The 20,804-nt window shown below is 72.8% G+C and carries 18 protein-coding genes; 9 read left to right on the top strand and 9 right to left on the bottom strand.

Features of this window, described 5'->3' with window-relative positions:
• The first annotated feature begins 164 nt into the window (after positions 1 to 164).
• Together ACYQ8Q_RS20635 and ACYQ8Q_RS20640 are read left to right on the top strand one after the other, a co-directional pair.
• Positions 165 to 746 carry a sigma-70 family RNA polymerase sigma factor gene (locus tag ACYQ8Q_RS20635; protein ID WP_460066894.1) on the top strand — a complete coding sequence of 194 codons (582 nt, stop codon included), beginning with the start codon at positions 165 to 167 and terminating at the stop codon, positions 744 to 746.
• A complete protein-coding gene (locus ACYQ8Q_RS20640) occupies positions 743 to 2,122 on the top strand; it encodes a maleylpyruvate isomerase N-terminal domain-containing protein (RefSeq protein WP_460066896.1) in 1,380 nt (459 codons plus the stop codon). Before ACYQ8Q_RS20635 ends, ACYQ8Q_RS20640 begins: the two co-directional genes overlap by 4 nt.
• A 103-nt stretch (positions 2,123 to 2,225) precedes the next feature.
• Here ACYQ8Q_RS20640 and purU read toward each other — a convergent pair whose 3' ends face one another.
• A complete protein-coding gene (purU, locus tag ACYQ8Q_RS20645) occupies positions 2,226 to 3,110 on the bottom strand; it encodes a formyltetrahydrofolate deformylase (RefSeq protein WP_460066898.1) in 885 nt (294 codons plus the stop codon).
• Positions 3,111 to 3,157: 47 nt separating this feature from the next.
• A complete protein-coding gene (locus ACYQ8Q_RS20650) occupies positions 3,158 to 3,658 on the bottom strand; it encodes an SCO4402 family protein (protein WP_460066899.1) in 501 nt (166 codons plus the stop codon).
• A 118-nt stretch (positions 3,659 to 3,776) separates the two neighbouring features.
• Between ACYQ8Q_RS20650 and ACYQ8Q_RS20655 the strand changes: the two genes are divergently transcribed.
• Entirely contained in the window at positions 3,777 to 5,153 is a 1,377-nt protein-coding gene (locus ACYQ8Q_RS20655) for an ABC transporter substrate-binding protein (RefSeq protein WP_460066901.1), read from the top strand.
• 45 nt (positions 5,154 to 5,198) lie between these two features.
• On the opposite strand, the gene ACYQ8Q_RS20660 is transcribed toward ACYQ8Q_RS20655, so the two are convergent.
• Both ACYQ8Q_RS20660 and ACYQ8Q_RS20665 read right to left on the bottom strand, forming a co-directional pair.
• Complete coding sequence (locus ACYQ8Q_RS20660; RefSeq protein ID WP_460066904.1) at positions 5,199 to 6,947, bottom strand: hypothetical protein; 1,749 nt, start codon at positions 6,945 to 6,947, stop codon at positions 5,199 to 5,201.
• Between the two features lie 201 nt (positions 6,948 to 7,148).
• Entirely contained in the window at positions 7,149 to 8,534 is a 1,386-nt protein-coding gene (locus tag ACYQ8Q_RS20665; RefSeq protein WP_460066906.1) for a transcriptional regulator, read from the bottom strand.
• A gap of 266 nt (positions 8,535 to 8,800) precedes the next feature.
• On the opposite strand from ACYQ8Q_RS20665, the gene ACYQ8Q_RS20670 reads away from it, so the two are divergent.
• The 3 genes from ACYQ8Q_RS20670 (at position 8,801) to ACYQ8Q_RS20680 (ending at position 11,946) form a co-directional block, all read left to right on the top strand.
• Complete coding sequence (locus ACYQ8Q_RS20670; protein ID WP_460066908.1) at positions 8,801 to 9,463, top strand: bifunctional DNA primase/polymerase; 663 nt, start codon at positions 8,801 to 8,803, stop codon at positions 9,461 to 9,463.
• Between the two features lie 123 nt (positions 9,464 to 9,586).
• Positions 9,587 to 10,360, top strand: coding sequence for an ABC transporter ATP-binding protein (locus tag ACYQ8Q_RS20675; RefSeq protein WP_460066909.1), 774 nt, complete (start codon positions 9,587 to 9,589; stop codon positions 10,358 to 10,360).
• Entirely contained in the window at positions 10,357 to 11,946 is a 1,590-nt protein-coding gene (locus tag ACYQ8Q_RS20680) for a transporter (RefSeq protein WP_460066910.1), read from the top strand. The genes ACYQ8Q_RS20675 and ACYQ8Q_RS20680 overlap by 4 nt, the downstream gene beginning before the upstream one ends.
• Before the next feature lie 25 nt (positions 11,947 to 11,971).
• On the opposite strand, the gene ACYQ8Q_RS20685 is transcribed toward ACYQ8Q_RS20680, so the two are convergent.
• A complete protein-coding gene (locus tag ACYQ8Q_RS20685; RefSeq protein ID WP_460066911.1) occupies positions 11,972 to 12,934 on the bottom strand; it encodes an alpha/beta fold hydrolase in 963 nt (320 codons plus the stop codon).
• Positions 12,935 to 13,443: 509 nt separating this feature from the next.
• Positions 13,444 to 14,136 carry a metal-dependent transcriptional regulator gene (locus ACYQ8Q_RS20690; protein WP_355877414.1) on the bottom strand — a complete coding sequence of 231 codons (693 nt, stop codon included), beginning with the start codon at positions 14,134 to 14,136 and terminating at the stop codon, positions 13,444 to 13,446.
• A gap of 225 nt (positions 14,137 to 14,361) precedes the next feature.
• On the opposite strand from ACYQ8Q_RS20690, the gene ACYQ8Q_RS20695 reads away from it, so the two are divergent.
• Entirely contained in the window at positions 14,362 to 15,138 is a 777-nt protein-coding gene (locus ACYQ8Q_RS20695) for an SIS domain-containing protein (RefSeq protein ID WP_460066914.1), read from the top strand.
• A 47-nt stretch (positions 15,139 to 15,185) separates the two neighbouring features.
• Here the strand turns inward: ACYQ8Q_RS20695 and ACYQ8Q_RS20700 are convergent, their stop codons facing one another.
• Positions 15,186 to 16,628 carry a PAS domain-containing protein gene (locus ACYQ8Q_RS20700; RefSeq protein WP_460066916.1) on the bottom strand — a complete coding sequence of 481 codons (1,443 nt, stop codon included), beginning with the start codon at positions 16,626 to 16,628 and terminating at the stop codon, positions 15,186 to 15,188.
• 114 nt (positions 16,629 to 16,742) lie between these two features.
• Entirely contained in the window at positions 16,743 to 17,192 is a 450-nt protein-coding gene (locus ACYQ8Q_RS20705; RefSeq protein WP_460066917.1) for a GNAT family N-acetyltransferase, read from the bottom strand.
• Positions 17,193 to 17,759: 567 nt separating this feature from the next.
• On the opposite strand from ACYQ8Q_RS20705, the gene ACYQ8Q_RS20710 reads away from it, so the two are divergent.
• The gene (locus ACYQ8Q_RS20710; protein WP_460066918.1) at positions 17,760 to 18,788 is read left to right on the top strand and encodes an isopenicillin N synthase family dioxygenase; all 1,029 of its coding nucleotides are present in this window, start codon (positions 17,760 to 17,762) and stop codon (positions 18,786 to 18,788) included.
• 37 nt (positions 18,789 to 18,825) lie between these two features.
• Here the strand turns inward: ACYQ8Q_RS20710 and ACYQ8Q_RS20715 are convergent, their stop codons facing one another.
• Positions 18,826 to 19,926: a citrate synthase 2 gene (locus ACYQ8Q_RS20715; protein WP_460066919.1), complete on the bottom strand. Its 1,101-nt coding sequence runs from the start codon at positions 19,924 to 19,926 to the stop codon at positions 18,826 to 18,828.
• 172 nt (positions 19,927 to 20,098) lie between these two features.
• Between ACYQ8Q_RS20715 and pdxH the strand changes: the two genes are divergently transcribed.
• Entirely contained in the window at positions 20,099 to 20,779 is a 681-nt protein-coding gene (gene pdxH / locus ACYQ8Q_RS20720) for a pyridoxamine 5'-phosphate oxidase (RefSeq protein WP_460066921.1), read from the top strand.
• The last annotated feature ends 25 nt before the right edge of the window (positions 20,780 to 20,804 follow it).

A 20,804-nucleotide genomic window follows, 5' to 3' on the forward strand; every position in this document is an offset into this window, starting at 1 on the left:
AATGGTCGCGATGAGTCTGGGTAGGCGCGGCCCCATACCATCGCCCGGCTGATCAGGGGCGCACATTGAAACAAAGGGGCGTGCGTTGTCCTACGTGCCGACTACATTCGAGGTGACGGTGGACGCAGGCTGGGCCAGGACACGGGCACAGGTGAGGGGGCCGCATGGCGAAGAAGGACGCACCGCCCCGCTGGGACCGCAAGATGCAGCAGCGACTCGCGCGCGGTGAGGCGGCCGCCCTCGGTGAGCTCTACGACCGCTTCGCTTCACTCGTGCACGGCCTCGCCCATCGTGTGCTCGGAGACGAACACGCGGCCGACCACGTCACCCGCGAGGTCTTCGTCCACGTCTGGCAGCACCCCGACGCCTACGACCCCCAGCAGGGCCCCCTGCGCACCTGGATCGCCACGCTGACCCACCGGCTCGCCGTCCAGCGGCTGCGCGCCACCGAGACCGCCGCGCTGGCCCAGGGCGGCCCCGGCACCGCCGAGGACCTGGAGCACAGGGTGCGGCACGCCGCGGTCGCCGCCCGCGCCGACTACATCGTCCAGGCCATGCCCGCCCCGCTGCGCGCCGCCCTGGAACTGGCCTACTTCCAGCGCCGTGACTACCGCCAGACCGCCGCCGACCTCGGCGTCACCGAGGACGAGGCCCGCCGTCGGCTCCGCCTCGGCCTGCAACTGCTCTCCACCGCCCACGACACACCTGCCTCCGGGGCCCCGCCCGAATACGGGGGTGCGGCGTGAGCGACGCGGAAGGATTCGAGGGCCACGACGGCGAGAGCGAGGACGACAAGGACAGCACGGACGGCAGCGAGGGCTACGACGGCTCCATGGACGACCACACCGCGAACAGCGGCGACCCGAGCGGGGACCGGGGCGGCCAGAGCGACGGCACCCGCCGGGCGCCCCGCATCCCGTTCCCCCGCGCCTCCGTCGAGGACACCGGACTGCCGCTGCCCGCGCTGGAGGCGCTCGCCGTCGCGGAGGCGCCGCGGCTGGAGCACCGCGTGCTGAAGGCCCTGCTGGGCGCCTGGGCGCTGGCGGCCTGCTCGGCCGAGGAGACGGCGGCCGTCGAGGACCACCTCGGCGACTGCGGCGCCTGCGCGGACGAGGCCCGGCGGCTGCGCGAGGCGGTCGGTCTGCTCCAGCGCCCGGAGAGCCTCGACCTCGACCCGGGCCTGCGCACCCGCGTCCTGGAGGCCTGCCTCGACCGCCGCCCGCCGCGCATCCCGGTACCGCCGTGGGCGACCTCGTACGACGCCGAGACCGCGCGACTGGACGCGCTGCTCCAGGACTTCGGCGACGCCGAGTGGCACGCGCCCGTGCGGCTGCGCTGGTTCCGCGGCGACGGCGAGACCACGCGGCGCACCACCGTCGCCGGGGTCATCGCCCATCTCCTCGCCGTGGACGGCCTGGTCGCGGTGGCGCTCGGCCTGGAGGACCCGCTCGGCCCCAGGGACGACGACAAGGAGACCGACGCCGTCCGCGGCCCCGCCGAGCGCACCGAGGCGTTCTGGGCAGCCTCGCACTTCCCGCCCACCCGCTCGGTGCGCGGCCCCTGGCGTGAGCAGAGCCACGCGCTCGTGCGGACGGTGTCGTTCACCGGCAGCGGTCCGGGCACCCTGCCGATCTCGTACGGCGGCTTCGAGCTGCCCCTGCGGGACGCGATGCTGGACCGGGCGTTCGAGTGCTGGGTGCACGCCGAGGACATCGCGGAGGCGGTCGACTATCCGTACGCGCCGCCCGCGCCCCGCCATCTGCACGGCATGATCGACCTCGCGGCACGGATGCTGCCGACGGCGCTCGCCGCGCGCCGGCGCGCGGGGCTGGCCGCGCCCGCGCCGAGCGCCCGGCACCTGGTGAGCGCCGGCAGCCCCGGTCGCAGTCTGCGGCTGGAGATCGAGGGCGACGGCGGGGGCGAGTGGCTGATCCCCCTGGACTCACCCGGAGCGGTGGGCTCCGCCGCGCACGAGGTGGCGCACGTGGCGCTGGACGACGTGGAGTTCTGCCGGCTGGCGGCGGGCCACGTTCCTCCGGAGGAGGCGGCGGCGGGGCAGCTGGGGGACCGGGAGGCGATCAGGGATGTTCTCTTCGCCGCGGCGAGTTTGAGCCGGATGTAGGGGCTGGTTGCGGTGCGGGTGCGTGGGGGTTGTTCGCGCGGGGAACTGCGCGACCAGCCACACACCACCCGCACCCGCCGACGAGACAGAACCCCCCGAGCCCTTAGGCGAAAACCACCGTCCGGTGCCCGTTGAGCAGAATCCTCCGCTCCGCGTGCCACTTCACGGCCCGCGCCAGCGCCTGGCACTCCACGTCACGGCCCACCGCGACCAGCTGGTCGGGGGTCGCGTCGTGCCCCACCCGCTCGACCTCCTGCTCGATGATCGGCCCCTCGTCGAGATCGGCGGTGACATAGTGCGCCGTCGCCCCGATCAGCTTCACGCCCCGCGTGTGCGCCTGGTGGTACGGCTTCGCGCCCTTGAAGCTCGGCAGGAAGGAGTGGTGGATGTTGATGATCCGGCCGCTGAGCTGCTTGCACAGGTCGTCCGAGAGCACCTGCATGTAGCGGGCCAGCACCACCAGCTCCACGTTCTGCTCGCGCACGATCTCGAGCAGCTTCGCCTCGGCCTCCGCCTTCGTCTCCTTCGTCACCGGGATGTGGTGGAAGGGGATGTCGTACGAGCCCACCAGCTCGGTGAATTCGGTGTGGTTGGACACCACCGCCGCGATCTCCACCGGCAGCGCGCCGATCCGGGCGCGGAACAGCAGGTCGTTCAGGCAGTGGCCGAACTTGCTGACCAGCAGGACGATGCGCATCTTCTCGTCGGCCCGGTTGATCTGCCAGTCCATGTGGAAGGAGTCACCGATCGCCGCGAAGCTCGCGCGCAGCTTGTCCACGGTCTGCGGCGCGTCGGCCGAGAAGTGGACCCGCATGAAGAACAGTCCCGTGTCGTGGTCGCCGAACTGCTGGCTGTCCTCGATGTTGCAGCCGGTCATGAACAGGTAGCTCGACACGGCGTGCACGATGCCCTGCTTGTCCGGGCAGGAGAGGGTGAGGACGTACTGGTCGGCGGGGGTCGCCGCGGCTCGGGCGGACTGCTCACTCATGCAGCACAGGGTCTCACGTCCGCCTCTGCACGGCGGAGGCCGTCCCGCTACGCGGACCTCGTCATGATCCGCAGCACTTCCAGCGTGCGCGGCGGCGCGTCCGGGTCCTCGCCGTCGGCGACCGACAGGCGGATGTGCGCGTCCCGCGCCGCCTGCACCGCCTCGGGCCAGCCGGGGTGGGAGACATAGGTGGAGACGGGCGCGTCCGGGCCGACCTGGTGCATGATCCGCAGAACGCGCAGCACGGCGGTGTCGACGAGCGCCGCCTCCTGCGAGTCGCGGAAGATGGTGCCGACGTACTTCTCGGCGGACCAGTTGTCGAGCCAGGTGTCCTCGACCAGACGGTAGACGGCGTCGGTGACGTCGCCGTATCCGTCCGCACCGGCCAGCCAGACGTTCTGCTGGAACACCGGGTCGGAGAGCATGTGCAGCGCGGAGCGCACATTGCTGCGCCAGCGCCACCACGGCATGTCGTTGAGTGGCATGCCGCCCATGGTGGAGGAGCGACGGCCGCGACGGGAAGAGTTCTCCGAACCTTGCACGGTCATCGATCGTACGTTTTCCCGTCCCCGGGGCCTCACGGACCCCTGTAATTCACTCTCGCGTCACCTCTCGTTGACCGTGGGTCACTCCGAGGTTAGCGATGTGACGGAATCGTGCGTGTTCATGACCGGCAGGCGACGCACCTTCCCGCGAAGTACCTTCCTCCCCAGGTTTCTCCGCAGTACCGGAAACGGCAGACCGGCCGCCCTCGCGGCGGGCGCACTGGCCGCCGTCGCGTCGCTGACCGCCGGATGCGGGGTCGTCCCCGGAGTCACGGGGGGTTCCGGGGACGACCCGATCGTCGTGATGACCTGGGCGCCCGTGGGGACGGCCGCCACGAACAAGCCCGGCATGCCCGCCTTCGCCCGCGCCTACGCCCGCTGGATCAACTCCAAGGGCGGCATCGACGGCCACAAGCTCACCGTCCTGACCTGCAACGACCACAACGACGCGGTGTCCGCGGCGGCCTGCGCCCGGCGCGCGGTCAAGGAGAAGGCGGTCGCCGTCGTCGGCTCCTACAGCCAGCACTCCGACGCGTTCTTCCCGCATCTGGAGGGCGCCGGCATCCCCTACATAGGCGGCTACGGCGTCACGACCTCCGAGTTCACCAGCCCGCTGTCCTATCCCGTCAACGGCGGCCAGCCCGCGCTCCTCGCCGGTCTCGGCAAGGTGCTGGCCGGCTCCTGCTCGGGGCCCGTCGCGCTCGTCCGGCCCGACACCATCGCGGGCGACGCCCTGTCACCGATGCTCGACGCCGGTCTGAAGGCGGGCGGGCACGACAAGGCCGAGGACCAGCGGGCGGCGGAGGACGCCACCGAGTACTCCTCGCAGGCCGAGAAGGCCCTGCGGGCGGCCACCGGCGGCACGGCGTCCGCGGGCACGGCGTCCGCGGGCACGGCGTCCGCGGGCACGGCGTCCGGCGGCAAGGGCTGTGTGGTGCCCGCGCTGGGCGACCGCAACGGCACCTTCATGGACTCCTTCCGCCGCAGCCGCGCCGACTATCCCGCGGTGAACACCGGAAGCGTGCTGGGCAGCGTCGACCAGACCGTCATCGACGCCAGCGGCGGCGGCTCCGGCCCGTACGAGGGGGCGTACGTCACCGGCTGGTACCCGGTGGAGAGCGACAAGCGGTGGGCCGGGATGAAGAAGGTGATCAGCGAGTCCGCCTTCTCCGACACCAGCATCGACCCCTCCGACACCGGGGTGCAGACCACCTGGATCGCCTACAACGTGCTGCGGCAGGCCGTGGAGTCGCTGGGCGACGACGAGGTGAGCGCCGACTCCGTCCGCGGCGCCCTGAACAGCGGCCGGAAGTTCACCACCGGCGGACTCACCCCCGCCCTGCGCTGGAAGTTCACCAGCCGGCTCGCCGCCGTCGGGTTCCCCCGGCTGTCCAACGCCGAGGTGACCGTGCAGCAGGTGCGCGAGGGGCTGCTGGTGGCCGCGCAGAAGGGCTTCGTCGACGTCACCGACACCATGGAGGGCGCGGACGTCGGCTGAGGCCCGCCCGGCTCGGAGCCGGCTCGGAGCCGGGTCGGAGCCGGGTCAGAGCTGGGTGGGCTGGCGCTGCGTCAGACCGTACTGCTGGGCGATCGCGTTCCACAGCCGCGCGGCCTGGTTCTTCTGGGCGCTCGCGGTGCCGCTCTCCCGGTTGCCCTGCTGGGTGGCGTTCGTGGTGCGGGCCCCGCCCTTCTTGCAGGCCTTGCGCTTGTTGCCGGCGACCTCGTCGGCCCAGTCCGCGTAGTGGTTGTCGGCGGCCGCCGAGGCCTGCCAGGCCTTGGTGAGGGCGCCGGTCAGCGCGGCGTGGTCGGCCAGCCGGCCGACGTCGAGCGCGGCCAGCTTGGTGACCAGCTCGTCGCGCTGGCCCGCGGCGGCCCGCAGGTCCGAGGCGGCTTGGTCGAGGTTGTTGCACGCCTTCACGTTCGCCACCGCGGCGATCACACTGGCCCGGCTGCTGCCGCTGTCCGCGAGCAGCTTGTCCAGGGCACTCGCCTGCTGCTCGGCCGCGTCGTCGGAGGAGGCCGACGGCTCGCCCGCGGAGGCCGACGCGACGACGGGCTTGCTGCCGTCGCCCTTGTCGTCGTCGCCGCCTCCGCCGCCGAGCAGCGCGCCCGCGCCGATGCCGACGACGGCGATCGCGACACCGACCGCCGCGAACAGCGGCAGGCGCGAGCCGGTCCGGCCGCCGCGGCCCCGCTCGTCACCGTGGTCGTCGGGCCGTACGGGCGGCACATAGGTGGGCTGGGGGGCGCGCGCCGCGGGCCCCGCGCCGTAGCCCTGCGTGCCGCCGCCGTAGCCGGGGGTCTCCGGGCCGGTGATGCGCGGCAGCTGCTGGGTGGCCCCGGCGGGGGCGCCGGCCCCCGGGCCGCCCGGTCCGTCGCGGAAGAGGTTCTCGAACCCGGCGGGCGGCTGCGCGCCCCCGCCCGCCGCCGGATAGCCCTGGGCGGGCACCGGCGGTATGTACTGCGTGGCCTCGGCGTCGGAGTGCGCGGCGCCCGGCATCGGACCCGCACCGTGCCCGCCGGTGCCCAGGTAGTGCGTCGACTCGCCGGAGCTCTCGGGCGGCAGCGCGCCCGGCCGGACCGGCGGGATGTACTGCGTCGCGCCCTCGTCGCCGCCCGGGACCGGCGGCAGCACCTGGGTACGGCCGTCGTCGACCAGGCCCGGCCCCGCCGGGACCGGCGGAATGTACTGGGTGGCTCCCTCGGCGCCGTCGGCGAACGACGGCATCGGCACCCCCGGCCCGCCCTGGGGGTACGTCGGCGGCGCGGCCGACACCTGCGGGGCCTGGCCGTAGACCGACGGGGCCTGCTGGTTCTGGTCGTAGACCGACGAGGCCTGCTGGTTCTGGTCGTAGCCGGCCGGGCCCTGCGGGTTCCGGTCGTACGACGGCTGCGGCGCCGCCGACGCGTTCTGGCCGTACGTCTGCCCCGGCGCGCCCTCGGGCGGGAGCGGGCCCGCGCCCCACGCGTCGGGCTGCGCGGGGCCCCACTGCTGGGGCTGCTGGTCCGCGGGCAGCGGCCAGCCCTGCTCCGGCTGCCCGGCCGGCGCCTGCTGCTCCGGCCCCCAGGGCTGTCCCCAGGTCTGACCGCCGGCCGGCGGCTGCGCGGGCGGCTGCTGCCCGTACGGCTGAGCCCCGTACGGACCGGGCTGCCCGCCCGGATGGTGGCCCGGCTGCGGTCCGCCGGCGTCCGTCAGCCCCGGGATGAGGGGCTCACCACCGTCGGAGGGCAGCACGATGCCTTCGCGCGCGGGCCGCGCCGAGGGCTCCTCGCCCTGTCCACTCTGCGTCACCGGGACTCCTACGAACGGGGGACTGTCGGAATCGTCGGCTCACGCTACCGGGTCCCCGGAACCCCGTGCCACGCAGCTCAGGACGTGATCTGCCTCCCAGTGACGTCCGTAACAGATCCGGAGCGCCGTGCGCCGCGTCCGTCGCATCCGGTACGGGACCCGTCCGTTTCCCGCACGTTCACGCAACGGCGCCCCGTCCGTTCACGCCGCGGCCTGGAGCTCCAGCCGGGCCCCGAACTCCCTCACCACCGGCTCCTCCCGGTACGGCTCCAGCCGCTGCTGGAGGTCCTCCAGATACTCCGCGCCCCGGTTGGAACGCAGGGTCTCCAGGAGTTCCACCGCCTTCAGACCGGTGCTGCACGCCTGCTCGACCTCGCGTTGCTGCACCTGCGCGGTGGCGAGGAGGACGTACCCGATGGCCCGGCGGCGGGCCCGGGTCTCCGGATGCCCGGCCAGCGACTGCTCGGCGCACCGCGCCGCCGCCTCCGCCTGCCCGAGGTCGCGGTGGCAGTGCGCCAACTCGTCGGCCAGATAGGCCTCGTCGAAGTGCGCGATCCAGGCCGGGTCGTCGCCCGCGTTCGGCTCGGCCGCCTCCAGCGCCGACACCGCCCGCCCCGAGGCGAGCTGGGCCGAGCGGATGTCGCCCAGCAGCGCGTGCCCCCGGGCCTCCGCCGCGTGGAACATCGACTCCGCGCGCGGAGTGACCCGCCCGCGTGCCCCCTCCTGGGCCGCGCGCGCCAACTGGGCGATCTCACGCGGGTTTCCGAGCTGGGCGGCGAGATGGCTCATGGACGCGGCGAGGACGTACCCGCCGTAGCCGCGGTCGCCCGCCGCCTGCGCGAGCCGCAGGGACTGGATGTAGTACCGCTGGGCCAGGCCCGGTTGGCCGGTGTCGACGGCCATGTACCCGGCGAGTTCCGTCAACCGGGCCACCGCGGCGAAGAGTTCCCGGCCCACCGCCTCCCGGTAGGAGCCGGCCAGCAGCCCCGAGACGACGCTGTTGAGGTAGTGCACGACCACCGGGCGGACATGCCCGCTGCCGTACTGGTGGTCCAGGTCGACCAGGGCCTGGGTCATCGCCTTCACGGCCGCCACGTCGGACAGGCCCACCCGCGGTCCCGCCGACCGCGCCACCTGGGCGTCGGGCGACGAGATCAGCCAGTCGCGGCTGGGCTCGACCAGCGCCGAGGCGGCGACGGACGAACCGGAGAGGAAGTCGCGTCGGCCCACGTCGCTGCGCCACAGCTCGCAGACCTGCTCGATGGCCCCCAGCACCGTCGGCGAGAACTGGAGACCCACGCCCGAGGCGAGGTTCTTGCCGTTGGCCATGCCGATCTCGTCGATCGTGACCGTACGGCCGAGCTTCCTGCCCAGGGCCTCGGCGATGATCACCGGGGCGCGCCCCCGCGGCTGCTGTCCGCGCAGCCAGCGGGCCACCGACGTCTTGTCGTAGCGCAGGTCGAGACCGTGCTCGGCGCCGCACATGTTGACCCGGCGGGCGAGCCCGGCGTTCGAGCACCCCGCCTCCTGGATGAGCGCCTGCAGCCGTTCGTTCGGCTGCCGCGCGACGAGAGGCCTTGCGGCCATTGCACTACCCCCTGTGGAGTTCCGCACCGAGAAGTTCCGGCCGAGAAGATCAATGCCCCATGGAAACAGCGAAAATGCGAGGCATATGCTGATTGCACGAGAATTGCCGGGATATCGGCGGAAGTCCGCCCCCGTCGATGCCTACCCGCTCCCGCGCCCGTTCCTTCCACGCGCCCCCCGGGATGCACCCATGCGCCCCGGACGCAAAATCGGTGCTCCTCCCCCGCGCACAGTGGCGTGCGTAACCCCTGGTGACCGCTAGAGTTGTGCTCATCGTGGAAGAGACCATCGCGGGCGCCGACGCCACTCAAATCCCGAAGCAGCGCGGGGAATCGCTGCTCGAGACCGCTGTTCGCTATGCCGAGGAACGTCATTGGGACGTCTTCCCCGGCACCTGGCTGGAAGCCGTCGACGGTGTGCAGCGCTGCTCCTGCGGCGACACGGCGTGCGCGGCGCCGGGGGCGCATCCCTCGCGACCCGACTGGGTGACGCAGGCGACGGGCAGTGCGACCGTCGCGCGCCGGATGTGGCAGAGGGAGCCGACCGCCTCGATCCTGCTCCCCACCGGGCGGACGTTCGACGCGATCTCCGTGCCGGAGACGGCCGGGTTCCTCGCGCTGGCGCGGATGGAGCGGATGGAACTGACGCTGGGGCCGGTGACGTTGACGCCGGACCGCCGGATGCAGTTCTTCGTGCTGCCGGGGGCGTCGGCGAAGGTGCCGGACCTGGTGCGCAAGCTGGGCTGGTCCCTGGGGTCGCTCGATCTGGTGACGTTGGGCGAGGGCACGTACGTGGCCGCGCCGCCTACGCGGTTCGGGTCCCGGGGGGCCGTGCAGTGGGCCTGCCGGCCGACTGCCGCGAATCGGTGGCTGCCGGATGCGGAGGAGTTGATCTCTCCGCTGGCTTATGCGTGCGGTAGGGATCGGTAGCCGCTCAGCGCCGTTCTCGGGTGCGGGTGCGTGGTGGGTGCTCGCGCCCCCGCGGCGGAGCCGCATATCAGGTACAGCCCCGCGCCCCCGAAAAAGCAACTCACCTGACCGTAGGGTTCGTCCATGACGTCTGCCGTGCGCGTTCGTGGGCTGTGGAAGCGGTTCGGGCAGCAGGTTGCGGTTGCCGGTATCGATCTCGATCTGCCCGCCGGGAAGTTCATCGGGCTCGTCGGGCCCAACGGGGCCGGGAAGACGACCACGCTCTCCATGGTGACCGGGCTGTTGCGGCCCGATCAGGGGTCCGTCGAGGTGGGCGGGTACGACGTGTGGCGGGATCCCGTGGCGGTGAAGGCGCGGATCGGGGTGCTGCCGGAGGGGCTGCGGCTGTTCGAGCGGTTGTCGGGGCGCGAACTGCTCGGGTACAGCGGACGCCTGCGCGGGCTGCCCGGGGCCGAAGTCGACCGCCGGGCCACGCAGTTGCTCGACGTCCTCGACCTCGCGGGGGCCCAGCACAAACTGGTCGTCGACTACTCGACGGGGATGCGCAAGAAAATCGGGCTCGCGACGGCGCTGCTGCACAATCCCGAGGTGCTCTTCCTCGACGAGCCGTTCGAGGGCGTCGACCCGGTGTCCGCCCAGACCATCCGCGGAGTGCTGGAGCGGTACACCGCGTCCGGGGCCACCGTCGTCTTCTCCTCGCATGTGATGGAACTCGTCGAATCCCTGTGCGACTGGGTGGCGGTGATGGCGGCGGGGCGGATCCGGGCGCACGGGACGCTGGAGGAGGTCCGCGGGGCGGCTCCCTCGTTGCAGCGGGCGTTCCTGGAACTGGTCGGCGCCGAGGGGCGGCACGGCGGGGCGGATCTCGACTGGCTGGGCGGCGGGGCCGCCCGATGACCGCGCTGACCTCCACCGTCGTACGGCTGAAGCTGTCGCTGCTGCGCAATGGGCTGCGGCAGTCCGGTGGGCGGCGGGCCGCGTACGTGGTGTCCGCCGTGATGGCGGTGGTGTTCGCGGTGCTGCAGCTGCTCGGGCTGATCGCGCTGCGGGGACATGCGCACGCCGATGCGCTCGTGGTGCTGCTGGTGGGGGTGCTGGGGCTGGGGTGGGCGGTGATGCCGCTGTTCTTTCCCGGCGGGGACGAGACGCTGGATCCGACGCGGCTGGTGATGCTGCCGCTGCGGCCCCGGCCGCTGGTCCGGGCGCTGCTGGCGGCCTCGCTGGTGGGGATCGGGCCGCTGTTCACGCTGCTGGTGCTGGTGGGGTCGGTGGTCGCGGTGGCGCACGGGGCGGCGGCGTACGTCGTCTCGGTCGTCGCCGTCGTGCTGGGGCTGCTGGTGTGCGTGGCGCTCGCGCGGGCCGTCGCCGCCGCCAATGTGCGGCTGCTGACCAGTCGGCGGGGGCGGGATCTGGCGGTGCTGAGCGGGCTGGTGATCGCGGTGGGCGCGCAGGCCGTCAACTTCGCGGCGCAACGGCTGGGCACGGCCGGGCTCGGGCAGCTCGATCCCGCGGCGGAGGTGGTGCGGTGGCTGCCGCCGGCCTCGGCGGTGGGCGCGGTGGACTCGGTGAGCGAGGGCGCGTACGGCCTCGCGGCGGGGCAGCTCGCGGTCGGTGCGGGGGTGCTGGCGGGGCTCGTGGCGGTGTGGGCGCGGAGTCTGGACCGGCTGATGACCGCGCCGGACGGTTCGACGCTGGGGGCCGCCGACGCGGACGCGCGGGACCGGCGCGGCGGCGCCGGGTGGGCGCGGTGGCTGCCGGGCGGCCGCACCGGGACCGTCATGGAGCGCAGTCTGCGCTATGTGTGGCGGGACCCGAAGACGAAGGCGGCCTGGGTGACCTCGCTCGCGATCGGGCTGATCGTGCCCGTGTTCAACGCGGTGCAGGGCACCGGCTCGATCTACTTCGCCTGTTTCGCCGCCGGGATGCTCGGCATCCAGATGTACAACCAGTTCGGGCAGGACACCTCGGCGTTCTGGATGGTCGCGCTGACGATTTCCTCGCCCCGGGACGCCTACGTCGAACTCCGCGCGCGTGCCCTCGCGCTGCTGGTGATCACCCTGCCGTACGCGACGCTGGTGACCGTGGTGACGACGGCGCTCCTCGGGGACTGGCCGAGGCTGCCCGAGGTACTGGGGCTGTCGCTGGCTCTGCTGGGCGCGATGCTGACGACCGGCGCCTGGACGTCGGCCCGCTTCCCCTACTCGATCCCGCAGGAGGGCTACAAGAACGTGGCCCCCGGGCAGACCGGGCTGGCCTGGATCTCCATCTTCGGCGGGATGGTCGCGGCCGCCCTGCTGTGCGCCCCCGTCATCGCGGGGACGATCTGGCTGAACGTCACCGTGGACGGTGAGCTGTGGAGCTGGGTGCTGCTGCCGGCCGGCGCGGTGTACGGGACGGCGATCACCCTGCTGGGCCTGCGGCTGGCGGCCCCCCGGGTGGCGGCCCGCCTGCCGGAGATCCTGACGGCGGTGAGCAAGGGCTGAGCACGCCGGGCCGGTCCGGGGGCGCCTAGGGCGCGAGCACGCCGTCCAGGAACGGTTCGATCGCCGTCCGCCAGGCCTCGGGCTGGTCGTAGTGGACGAGGTGGCCGGCGTCGGCGACCTCCGCGTACTCGCCGTGCGGGAGGACCCGGACCATCTCCTGGGCCTCGGCCCGGCCCAGCTCGCCGTCGAGGCCGCGCACCACGAGCGCGGGGCACTGCACCTGGGTCAGCTCCTCCCAGTGGGCGTCGTAGACCCAGGTCTCGCGGGACTTCAGCATCTGCTCGGGGGCGAAGACGGGGCGCCAGCCGTCGGGGGACTCCTGCATCACCTCGGCGTAGAACTCGCCGCGGGAGGGGTTGGGGCGCTCCACCCAGGGGTCGTCCTCGCCGAACCACTTGCGGACGTCGGCGAGGGTGGCGAAGGGCAGGGGCCAGGACTTGAACCAGTCGGCCCACTCGCGCTGCGAGGCCGAGCCGAGCGCGGAGGCCCGCATGTCGCAGAGGATCACGGCGCGCACCAGGTCGGGGCGTTTCGCGGCGAGCTGCCAGGCGGTCAGCGCCCCCATGGCGTGGCCGATGAGGACGGCCGGGGTGAGGCCGAGCTGCTCCAGGGCGGCCTCCGCGTCCTCGACGTACGCCTCGCGGGTGAAGGCGGCCTCGGGGGGCTTCTCGCTCTGGCCGTGACCGCGCTGGTCGAGGGCGACCGCGCGGTGCCGCTCGGAGAGCCAGCGGGCGGTGGACGCCCAGTGCGAGGCGCGGCCCATCAGCCCGTGCAGTAACAGGACCCCGGAGGTGCGCTCGGGATCGGCACCGGGCGCGGGCGCGGTGCCGGGCGCCGTGCCGTTGCGGGCGTCCCGTCCGCGGGTCGACTGGGCCGGGATCACGGCGTCCGTCCCGCTCCTGGGCTGATCGGCCTTGGGAGGGTCGCCGAACTCCCAGGCCGCCAGCCGTACGCCGCCCGCCCCGGTCACGTCGATGCGTCGCGCCATGGATCCTGGCACCCCCCTAGCCGTCGTACCGCTGTGCTGCCGATGCCGTAGTGCTGCCTTCGCTCTGCCCTCGATCACCTGCAGGCTATCGAATGCCCTTTCGAGAAATGCACTCTCCGCGACCAACACCCCTCGTTCGAGTGACCTCCCTCAAGGAATGATCGCCGCCACCGGGGGGAGATCTTCAGCGGGAGGCGGACCGCTCGGGGAAAACGGTCCGAGGGGAACGACCCTGAGAGCTCGGGGCTCCGGGTCGAAACAGGGGAGGACAGGCCCCGGTGCCGAACGGCACCGGGGCCCTCCACTGCTCTGCGGCACATCATCCCCGCCCCCTCAGGTCATATGCCTCACGCGACAGCGTGGCACGCGAACGGTCCGCGCGCTGCCATTCGACACAGGGAATCTGCGATTCGACAACATCGCCAGGGTGTATCAACTACCCCAGGGGCACCAGGAGTTGAACATCGCTCAGCATTTCACCAGGCGCCGGGCGACCGCCGGACGTCCGCTCAGCGCTTGGCCACGAACACATGGGACGCGACGTCCGACTCCAGCTCGGCCGCCTCGCCACCACTGCCGACCAGCACCCCGCCCGCCGACTCCGTCACGCTCACCACCGAACCGGGCTGCACACCCGCCCGGCGCAGGGTGTACATCAGCTGCGCGTCCGTCTGGATCGGCTCACCGATACGCCGTACGACGACCGTCTTGCCCTCCGCACCCGGGTCGAGGTCGGCCAGCGAGACCATGCCCTCGTCCAGGAACGGGTCGGCGCCGTCCTTCTCCCCCAGCTCCTCCAGACCCGGGATCGGATTGCCGTACGGCGACTCGGTGGGGTGCCGCAGAAGCTCCAGCACCCGCCGCTCCACGGCCTCGCTCATCACATGCTCCCAGCGGCACGCCTCGGCATGGACCTGCTCCCACTCCAGGCCGATCACGTCGACGAGCAGACACTCGGCGAGCCGGTGCTTGCGCATCACGCGCGTGGCCAGCCGGCGCCCCTCGTCCGTCAACTCCAGATGCCGGTCGCTCGCCACGGAGACCAGACCGTCGCGCTCCATCCGCGCCACCGTCTGGCTCACCGTGGGCCCGCTCTGGTCGAGGCGCTCGGCGATCCGGGCACGCATGGGGACCACACCCTCCTCCTCCAGCTCGAGGATGGTGCGGAGATACATCTCCGTGGTGTCGATCAGTCCGGACATTCGTGTGCCCCTCGATGAGATCTGCCGAAGGCTCGACGGCTCTCCGGCGCGTGCGCTGGCCCTGGCACCAATTCTGCCGGATACCACTGACAACCGTGCCTCGCCGGTGAAACCGGACGGTTACGCCGAGCCCCCCGGACCGCCGTCGGCCGTATTGACACGGCACTGGTCCAGACCGCACGGTGATCCGCGACACGGACCCCGACGGCGAAGGAGCCCCCTCGGATGAGCGACCGCAGCGACGACCGCAGCGACCACGAGCTCGCCGCCCGCTTCCTCGACGCCGCGATCGGACTGCTGGAGCGGGTCCGCGACGAGGAGGCCGACGCCGTACGGGCCGCCGGCACGCTCCTCGCCGACACCGTCGCCGCCGGCGGCCGGCTCTTCGCCTTCGGCGCCGGCCACTCCTCCCTCCCCGCCCAGGACCTCGTCTACCGCGCGGGCGGCCTCGCCCTGGTGAACCTGCTCGCCGTCCCCGGGGTCGTCGGCGTCGACGTCGTGCCCGCCACCCTCGGTTCCGCCCTGGAACGCGTCGACGGCCTCGCGAGCGCCGTCCTCGACACCTCCCCCCTGCGGGCCGGCGACGCCCTCGTGATCATCTCGCTCTCCGGCCGCAACGCCCTGCCCGTCGAGATGGCCGTCAAGGCCCGCGCCCTGGGCGTGAAGGTCATCGGCGTGACCTCGGTGGCGTACGTCTCCGAGACCACCCCCCGCAACCCGACCGGCACCTTCCTCAAGGACCACTGCGACGTCGTACTCGACTCGAAGATCGCCGTCGGCGACGCCGTCCTCACCCTGGACAGCGTCCCGGCCCCCTTCGCCCCCGCCTCCACCGTCGTCACCTCGGCCCTCCTCCAGGCCGTCCTGGCCACCGCGGCCGGCTCCCTCGCCGACCGCGGCATCGAACCCCCGCTGCTGCGCTCCGGCAACGTCGACGGCGGGCACGACTGGAACCGGCGCGTCATGGACGAGTACGGCGACCGGATCTTCTACCAACGCTGAACCCACCCGCGGGGCGACAGCAGCGGCGCCCCCGGCCGCCCCGGAGGTCAGACGCCCGTGCCGCGCCCCGCCGGGTCCGTCAGGTCCACCAGGTCCGCCAGATCCAGCGCCGCCGCGATGCGCACCGCGACATCCTCGGCGTACGTCGCGTCGGAACGCTCGAACGGCGTCCGGCCCGCGCCCCGCAGAAACGTCACCACCCCCAGCGTGCGGCCCCGGCTGCGCAGCACCGCGCACAACGCGTGCACCGTGTCCTGCGGCCACCGCCGCGCCCGCGCCCACTCCCGCGCCTCCTCCCCCGCCGCGCTCCCCGCGCCCGCCCGCACCGCACCGGCCCGCGCTACGCACTGCAACGCCGGATGCCCCTCCGGATACCGCACCGGCAGCCCGGCGTAACCGGTCAGCGCACTCGGGCCCGGACCGCCCGACGGCGTGGCCGCGACCCGGACCAGCCGCAGCGGCACCGTCACCGACTCCGCCGCCGCACCACCCGCGACCCGGTCGATCAGCGCATGGTCGGCGAACCCCGCGAGCGCGAAGTCGAGATGGACCGTGGCCGCCTCCGCCGGATCCTCGCACTCGGCCGCCGCCCGCGCGGCCCGGTGCAACTGGTTCGTACGGAACCGCAGCAGCGACGCCTCCTGCTCCCCCTGCTTGGCCTCCGTGACGTCCTGGAACAACCAGCCCACACCGAGCGGCACCGGCTCCTCCGCCAGCGGCGAGGCCAGCCGCAGGAACCCGCTCCGCCAGCAGCGCCGCCGCTCCCCCTCCGGGGTGCGCACCCCCACCCACACCTCCGCCGGAGCGGGCGGGGCGCCCTCCGCCAGGACATGCGTCAGCGCGTTCTCCAGTTCCTCCACGCCCTGGGTCAGCAGCTCGCCCAGCGGACGGCCCAGCACCGCCGTACGCCCCGTGCCGAGCGCGCGGGCCGCATGCGCGTTGACCACGGCGGGCCGCAGATCCGCGTCCACCAGGACCACACCCCAGGAGGCGTCGTCGAACAGCGCCTCGCTGAGCGCGATGGACCGCTCCAGATCGATCTGCGCATGCACCTCGCTGAAGGCGCAGTACAGCCCGGCCGGCTTGCCGTCCGGGCCGGGCACGGCGGCCGACTGGGTGCGCACGAGCACCCGGCCCCCGTCCTTCGTCAGCAGCGCGAACTCGTGCACCTGGCGGCCCGACGCGTGCATCGCCGACATCAGCCGCGTCTCGACCTCCTCGGCGTCCGCCTCGCGCACCGCCCACCCGGCGAAGCCCTGCCGGCCCACCGCCTCCGCCGCGCTCCAGCCGAGGATGCGCTCCGCCTCGCGGTTCCAGTGGGTGACGACACCGTCGGCGTCGAAGGCGCACAAGGCCGCGTCCATGCCGTCGAGGAGCGCGGCGAGAAGATCCGCGCCGTCCGGGCCGACGGGGCCGCCCGGGTTCTCCGACCGCTCGGGCTCGTCCGGCCCCAGTTCGTCGGTGGTCCCCTTACGCCGGGAAGCACTCACCTGGACCCCCTGCAGGTTCGCTCACTTGCCCTCATTCAACTCGAACGTGACGCAGCCCACATATGGTTCCCGCAAGATTGCAGGGGAATCGTTGCGCCGCCGCCGTCGCCACCGTCACACCGGAACGGGCATCAGCCTCAGGTCGACCCATTCCGCCGTCCCGCCGTCCAGCACATAGCGCTCGACCTCGGTGAAGCCACGCGCGCGTGCGAAGCGCAGACCGTCCTCGTTGACGGCCAGCACACACGTCTCGACCGCACCGGCGCCCAGCGCCCGCGCCTGCCCGAGAACATGATCGTAGAGCTCCGCCCCATACCCCCGCCGACGGAACTCGGGCAGCACACGCGCGATGACGGTCACCGCCCCGTCCCCCGCCGGCGGCCGCACCGTGGAACAGCCGACCAGCACCTCGCCGACGTACGCGTTCTCCAGCCGGTTGCGCCCCGCCCGCTCCCGCACGTCGGCCGACGACAGCGCGGCCGGCGGCACGATCACGTTGTGGACGTACCGCCACTGCTCCAGCGCGGCCTCACCGTCGACCGCCTCGACCCGAAGATCACTCACCCCACCAGCGAACCGCGCCCCCACGCGAACGTCAATGCGCGGAGAAAAAGACTTGAGCGGCCCGGCACGGGTTCCTAAGGTGGCGAGCATCGCAGAAAGGAGGTGACCGGTAGATGCATGACAACCGGACGCGCGAGGTGGCTGCGGGCTAGCGGCCCGCCACCACACCCTGTGCGGTGCCGGACCAGCGTGTGCGAGACGCACGCGGCCGGCCAATCCAAAGCAGTCACCCGACCCGCGAGTCGCCGGTACGTCCGGCCGGCCCCTTCCTCCGGAAGGACCAGGCTCGCGGGTCGTCTGCGTTTGCCGTCTGCCTTTGTCGTCTGCCTTTGTCGTCTGCGTTTTCGGGGGCTACCCGGGCTTTTCGGGAAATTTTCGCAGGCAGTACGCTGGGGAACATGCTTTCGCTCGTTCGACGCCGCCACGTGGACTTCGTCCGCGTCACGAGCATGGGCTGTCGGCGCTCCGCCTGACCCAGCCCCCTTCTGCTTCTCTCCCTTTCCGGCAGCTGGGCTCCGCCCCACCCTCGGCGGCCGCCCGCGCCCCGTACACCCGCGGACGCATTCCATGACGCACATCGCGACGGCACCGTCGTACGACCAGCTCCCCCTCATCGATCTGTCGGCCGCCGACCGCGGCCCCCAGGCGCGTGCGCTGCTCCATGCGCAGTTGCACAGCGCCGCCCACGACGTGGGCTTCTTCCAGCTCGTCGGGCACGGCGTGAGCAGCGAGGAGACCGAGCGGCTGGTGGGGGCCATGCGGGCCTTCTTCCGGCTGCCCGAGGCCGAGCGGCTCGCCCTCGACAACGTGAACTCGCCGCACTTCCGCGGGTACACGCGCACCGGCGACGAGCGGACCGGCGGCCGGCAGGACTGGCGGGACCAGCTGGACATCGGGTCGGAGCGGCCGGCCCGGGTGCCGGGGCCCGGCGAGCCCTCGTACTGGTGGCTCCAGGGGCCCAACCAGTGGCCGGGCGGGCTGCCCGAGCTGCGGGAGGCCGCGCTGGCGTGGATCGACCGGCTCAGCGGTGTCGCCGAGCGGCTGCTGCGGGAGCTGCTCGCGTCGATCGGGGCCGAGCCCGGGTTCTACGACCCCGTCTTCGGGGAGCACGCGCATCCGCATCTGAAGCTGGTGCGGTATCCGGGGAGCTCGGGGGACGGGGCCGCGCAGGGCGTGGGGGCGCACAAGGACTACGGGTTCCTGACGCTGCTGCTCCAGGACCAGGTCGGCGGGCTCCAGGTGCAGCGGGAGGACGGGCTGTTCCATGACGTGCCGCCGGTGGAGGGGGCGTTCGTCGTGAATCTCGGGGAGCTGCTGGAGGTGGCGACCAACGGGTATCTCGTCGCCACCAACCATCGGGTCGTCTCGCCGCCGGGGGCCGTGGAGCGGTTCTCCGTGCCCTTCTTCTACAACCCCCGGCTGGACGCCCGGGTGGAGCCGCTGGTCTTCCCGTACGCGGCCGCCGCGCCCGGGGTGACGGACGATCCGGGGAACCCGCTGTTCGCGGAGTACGGGTTCAACGAGCTGAAGGGCAAGCTGCGGGCGCATCCGCTGGTGGCGGAGCGGCATCACGCGGAGCTGCTCAGCCCCGCGTGACGCGCGCCGCGTCCGGCCCGGTGCGGCCCGGTGCGGCTCAGTGCGCGATGTCCCCGTAGCCCTCGATCTCCTGGGGGCCGCGGGTGCCGGGGCCGATGTAGCGGGCGGAGGGGCGGACCAGGCGGCCGGTGCGCTTCTGTTCGAGGATGTGGGCCGACCAGCCGGCGGTGCGGGCGCAGGTGAACATCGAGGTGAACATGTGCGCGGGCACCTCGGCGAAGTCGAGGACGATCGCCGCCCAGAACTCGACGTTCGTCGCCAGGACCCGGTCGGGGCGGCGGGCGTGGAGTTCGGCGAGGGCGGCTTTCTCGAGGGCCTCGGCGACCTCGAAGCGGGGGGCGCCGAGTTCGCGGGCGGTGCGGCGCAGGACGCGGGCGCGGGGGTCCTCGGCGCGGTAGACGCGGTGGCCGAAACCCATGAGGCGTTCGCCCTGGTCGAGGGCGCGCTTGACGTAGGCCTCGGCGTCGCCAGTGCGTTCGATCTCCTCGATCATGCCGAGGACGCGGGAGGGGGCGCCGCCGTGGAGGGGGCCGGACATGGCGCCCACGGCTCCGGAGAGGGCCGCGGCCACGTCGGCGCCGGTGGAGGCGATGACGCGGGCGGTGAAGGTGGAGGCGTTCATGCCGTGCTCGGCGGCGCTCGTCCAGTAGGCGTCGACGGCCTTGACGTGCTTGGGGTCGGGTTCGCCGCGCCAGCGGATCATGAAGCGTTCGACGACGGAGTGGGCCTTGTCGATCTCGCTCTGCGGGACCATGGGGCGGCCCTGGCCGCGGGCGGACTGGGCGACGTAGGACAGGGCCATGACGGCGGCGCGGGCGAGGTCCTCGCGGGCGTGCTCGGCATCGATGTCGAGCAGTGGTTTGAGGCCCCAGACCGGGGCGAGCATGGCGAGGGCGGACTGGACGTCGACGCGGATGTCGCCGGAGTGCACGGGGATGGGGAAGGGCTCGGCGGGCGGCAGGCCGGGGTTGAAGGCGCCGTCGACGAGGAGGCCCCAGACGTTGCCGAAGGAGACGTGGCCGACCAGGTCCTCGATGTCGACGCCCCGGTATCGCAGGGCGCCGCCCTCCTTGTCCGGTTCGGCGATCTCCGTCTCGAACGCGACGACTCCTTCGAGTCCGGGTACGAAGTCGGACATCAGGCGGCTCCTCGTGAGGTGTGCGGCGGGTTGTGGCGCCGGTGGGTCCACTGCGCCGGTACGGCACTCGTCGTGGCATCTGCACCATATCCCCGGGTGTCACCTTTGGGGAGTGGTGCGGCACTCAGTGCCACCCGGTCCGTAAAGGTGTTCCATACGGCAGGATGGCCACGTGACCGATCACGACTCCGTCTACGCAGGGCCCGTTCCCGATCCCGCCGCCATGCGCAAGCAGTACCGGGCTGAGGGGCTCCACGAGGCGGAGCTGGCCGCGACGCCGGTGGAGCAGTTCGCGCGCTGGTTCAAGGACGCGGCCGTGGAGGCACACCTGTTCGAGCCGAACGCCATGATCGTGTCCACGGCGGACGCGGAGGGGCGGCCCGGCTCCCGGACGGTACTGCTGAAGCAGTTCGACGAACAGGGGTTCGTCTTCTATACGAACTACGAGTCCCACAAGGGTCGTGATCTCGCCGCGAACCCGTATGTGTCGTTGCTCTTCCCGTGGCATCCGATGGCACGGCAGGTCATCGTGCGGGGGGTGGCCCGGCGGACGGGGCGGGACGAGACCGCGGCCTACTTCCGGAGCCGGCCGCACGGTTCGCAGCTCGGGGCCTGGGCGAGCGGTCAGTCGTCGGTGATCGCCGGCCGGGCCGAGCTGGACGCGTCCTACGCCGAGCTGCTGGCGCGGTATCCGGAGGGTGAGCAGGTGCCGGTGCCGCCGCACTGGGGCGGGTTCCGGGTGGTGCCGGAGTCGGTGGAGTTCTGGCAGGGCCGGGAGAACCGGCTGCACGACCGGCTGCGGTACGTGGCCCGGGCGGACGGCGGCTGGTCGGTGGAGCGGCTCGCTCCCTGAGGAGGCGTCTTCCTCACCGGGACGT

This window comes from Streptomyces sp. YKOK-I1, assembly GCF_054660435.1.

What these genes read in the sequence shown, in the direction of transcription:
- ACYQ8Q_RS20635 (WP_460066894.1), top strand. Translation starts at nt 165, where the DNA reads ATGGCGAAGAAGGACGCACCGCCCCGCTGGGACCGCAAGATGCAGCAG.
- purU (WP_460066898.1), bottom strand. Translation starts at nt 3,110, where the DNA reads ATGAGTGAGCAGTCCGCCCGAGCCGCGGCGACCCCCGCCGACCAGTAC.
- ACYQ8Q_RS20650 (WP_460066899.1), bottom strand. Translation starts at nt 3,658, where the DNA reads ATGACCGTGCAAGGTTCGGAGAACTCTTCCCGTCGCGGCCGTCGCTCC.
- ACYQ8Q_RS20655 (WP_460066901.1), top strand. Translation starts at nt 3,777, where the DNA reads ATGACCGGCAGGCGACGCACCTTCCCGCGAAGTACCTTCCTCCCCAGG.
- ACYQ8Q_RS20665 (WP_460066906.1), bottom strand. Translation starts at nt 8,534, where the DNA reads ATGGCCGCAAGGCCTCTCGTCGCGCGGCAGCCGAACGAACGGCTGCAG.
- ACYQ8Q_RS20675 (WP_460066909.1), top strand. Translation starts at nt 9,587, where the DNA reads ATGACGTCTGCCGTGCGCGTTCGTGGGCTGTGGAAGCGGTTCGGGCAG.
- ACYQ8Q_RS20680 (WP_460066910.1), top strand. Translation starts at nt 10,357, where the DNA reads ATGACCGCGCTGACCTCCACCGTCGTACGGCTGAAGCTGTCGCTGCTG.
- ACYQ8Q_RS20685 (WP_460066911.1), bottom strand. Translation starts at nt 12,934, where the DNA reads ATGGCGCGACGCATCGACGTGACCGGGGCGGGCGGCGTACGGCTGGCG.
- ACYQ8Q_RS20690 (WP_355877414.1), bottom strand. Translation starts at nt 14,136, where the DNA reads ATGTCCGGACTGATCGACACCACGGAGATGTATCTCCGCACCATCCTC.
- ACYQ8Q_RS20695 (WP_460066914.1), top strand. Translation starts at nt 14,362, where the DNA reads ATGAGCGACCGCAGCGACGACCGCAGCGACCACGAGCTCGCCGCCCGC.
- ACYQ8Q_RS20710 (WP_460066918.1), top strand. Translation starts at nt 17,760, where the DNA reads ATGACGCACATCGCGACGGCACCGTCGTACGACCAGCTCCCCCTCATC.
- ACYQ8Q_RS20715 (WP_460066919.1), bottom strand. Translation starts at nt 19,926, where the DNA reads ATGTCCGACTTCGTACCCGGACTCGAAGGAGTCGTCGCGTTCGAGACG.